General features: G+C 43.4%; 2 protein-coding genes. Both read right to left on the bottom strand.

Annotated elements, in window-relative coordinates; genetic code table 11:
• A partial coding sequence (gene cheB / locus ACP45E_RS01350; protein WP_069584615.1) for a chemotaxis-specific protein-glutamate methyltransferase CheB occupies positions 1-854 on the bottom strand: 854 nt, incomplete at its 3' end.
• Positions 847-1,314: CheR family methyltransferase (locus ACP45E_RS01345; protein ID WP_277815668.1), on the bottom strand; the 468-nt coding region annotated here is incomplete at its 5' end. The genes ACP45E_RS01345 and cheB, both read right to left, overlap by 8 nt.

Genomic DNA, 1,314 nt, shown 5'->3' with positions numbered 1-1,314 from the left:
GCTGCTTGCGCCGCCGATCGAAACAACACATCGACAGACGGTTTATGCCTAGAAACCAAAGGCCCATCTTTTAATTCTAGGTAATAATGGCCAGAATGGCTGGTTATCATCAAATGCACGCCACCTTTAGCAATATAGACCACTCCCGGCATCAGTCTCATTCCGTCTTCGGCTTCAACGACCTGGTGCCTCGTTTCATGATTTAAACGCTGTGCAAACGCCAAGGTAAATTTAGGCGGCATATGTTGCACGATAACAATGGGGGGGCTATTCAAAGGGGTTTCGATCAAAAACTGTAATATAGCTTCAGTGCCGCCCGTTGACGCCCCTATCACAATCACTTTCTCGTTAGAAAGCACTTTACTCGACGCTGCTTTTAGCATGACATCTGCTGACTTCGTTTCTCGATACGTTTCTTCACTCAGGTATTTTAGTGGTTTCACTTTAACGGTTGCTGCACGCTTCAATGCCTTTAAAATCTTGTGCACTTCCTGCGAATGTAAAAATTCAGACAGGCTACTTTGAGGCTTATTGATCACCTCGATAGCCCCTGAAGATAGCGCTTCTAAACTCAGCTCTACCTTCTCTTCTGTTTTTGAAGAGCAGATCACCGTTGGGGTTGGGTGCGTTGACATAATCTGCTTCAGAAAAGAGATGCCATCCATTTTCGGCATCGCGATATCCAGCAAAATAACATCAGGCCACTGCTTATTCATTTTTCGTAACGCCAATATAGGGTCAGGAGCGACACCGATGAGTGCTAGGTCTTTATCAGCAGCGATCACCTCACCCAATACCTGTCTCATCACCGCAGAGTCATCGACGATAAAGACTTTGTAAGGAGGTTTATTCATGGGCTACCTTTCTGTAAATACAGTTATCGACCAACTCTACTTTAGGGTTATCACGCAAAATATTTTCACTATGCCCCAAAAATAAAAGCCCATTTATCTTTAATGCATTGATGATATTTCCCACAATACGCTGTTGTTTTTCATGAGAGAAATAGATCAATACATTCCTTAAAAAAATCACTTCGTACAACTCTGAACCTACGGGTGTTAAAAGACTCTGAGTTCGAAAATCACAATATTTCTTGAGTGCAGGTACCAATGTAAAATGATCAGAATAGGTACCAACGCCCTTCAAACAATAGGCTCTTCGGTAAGAGGAAGGGATTTTTTCCGCTGCCGACAAATCGTAATTACACAGTTTCGACTTTTGAATCGCCAAATCTGAAATATCGGTCCCCAGTACTGACCATGCACCTTTGCCTATAGCATCTTGCAGCACCATGAGATCGGAAGAGCGGTT

Origin of the sequence: Vibrio genomosp. F10 str. 9ZD137 (assembly GCF_049974785.1) — a bacterium.
Lineage (GTDB): Bacteria > Pseudomonadota > Gammaproteobacteria > Enterobacterales > Vibrionaceae > Vibrio.
The sequence above is the reverse complement of the archived record's forward strand: the minus strand, read 5'-3'. Positions and strand labels throughout refer to the sequence as shown.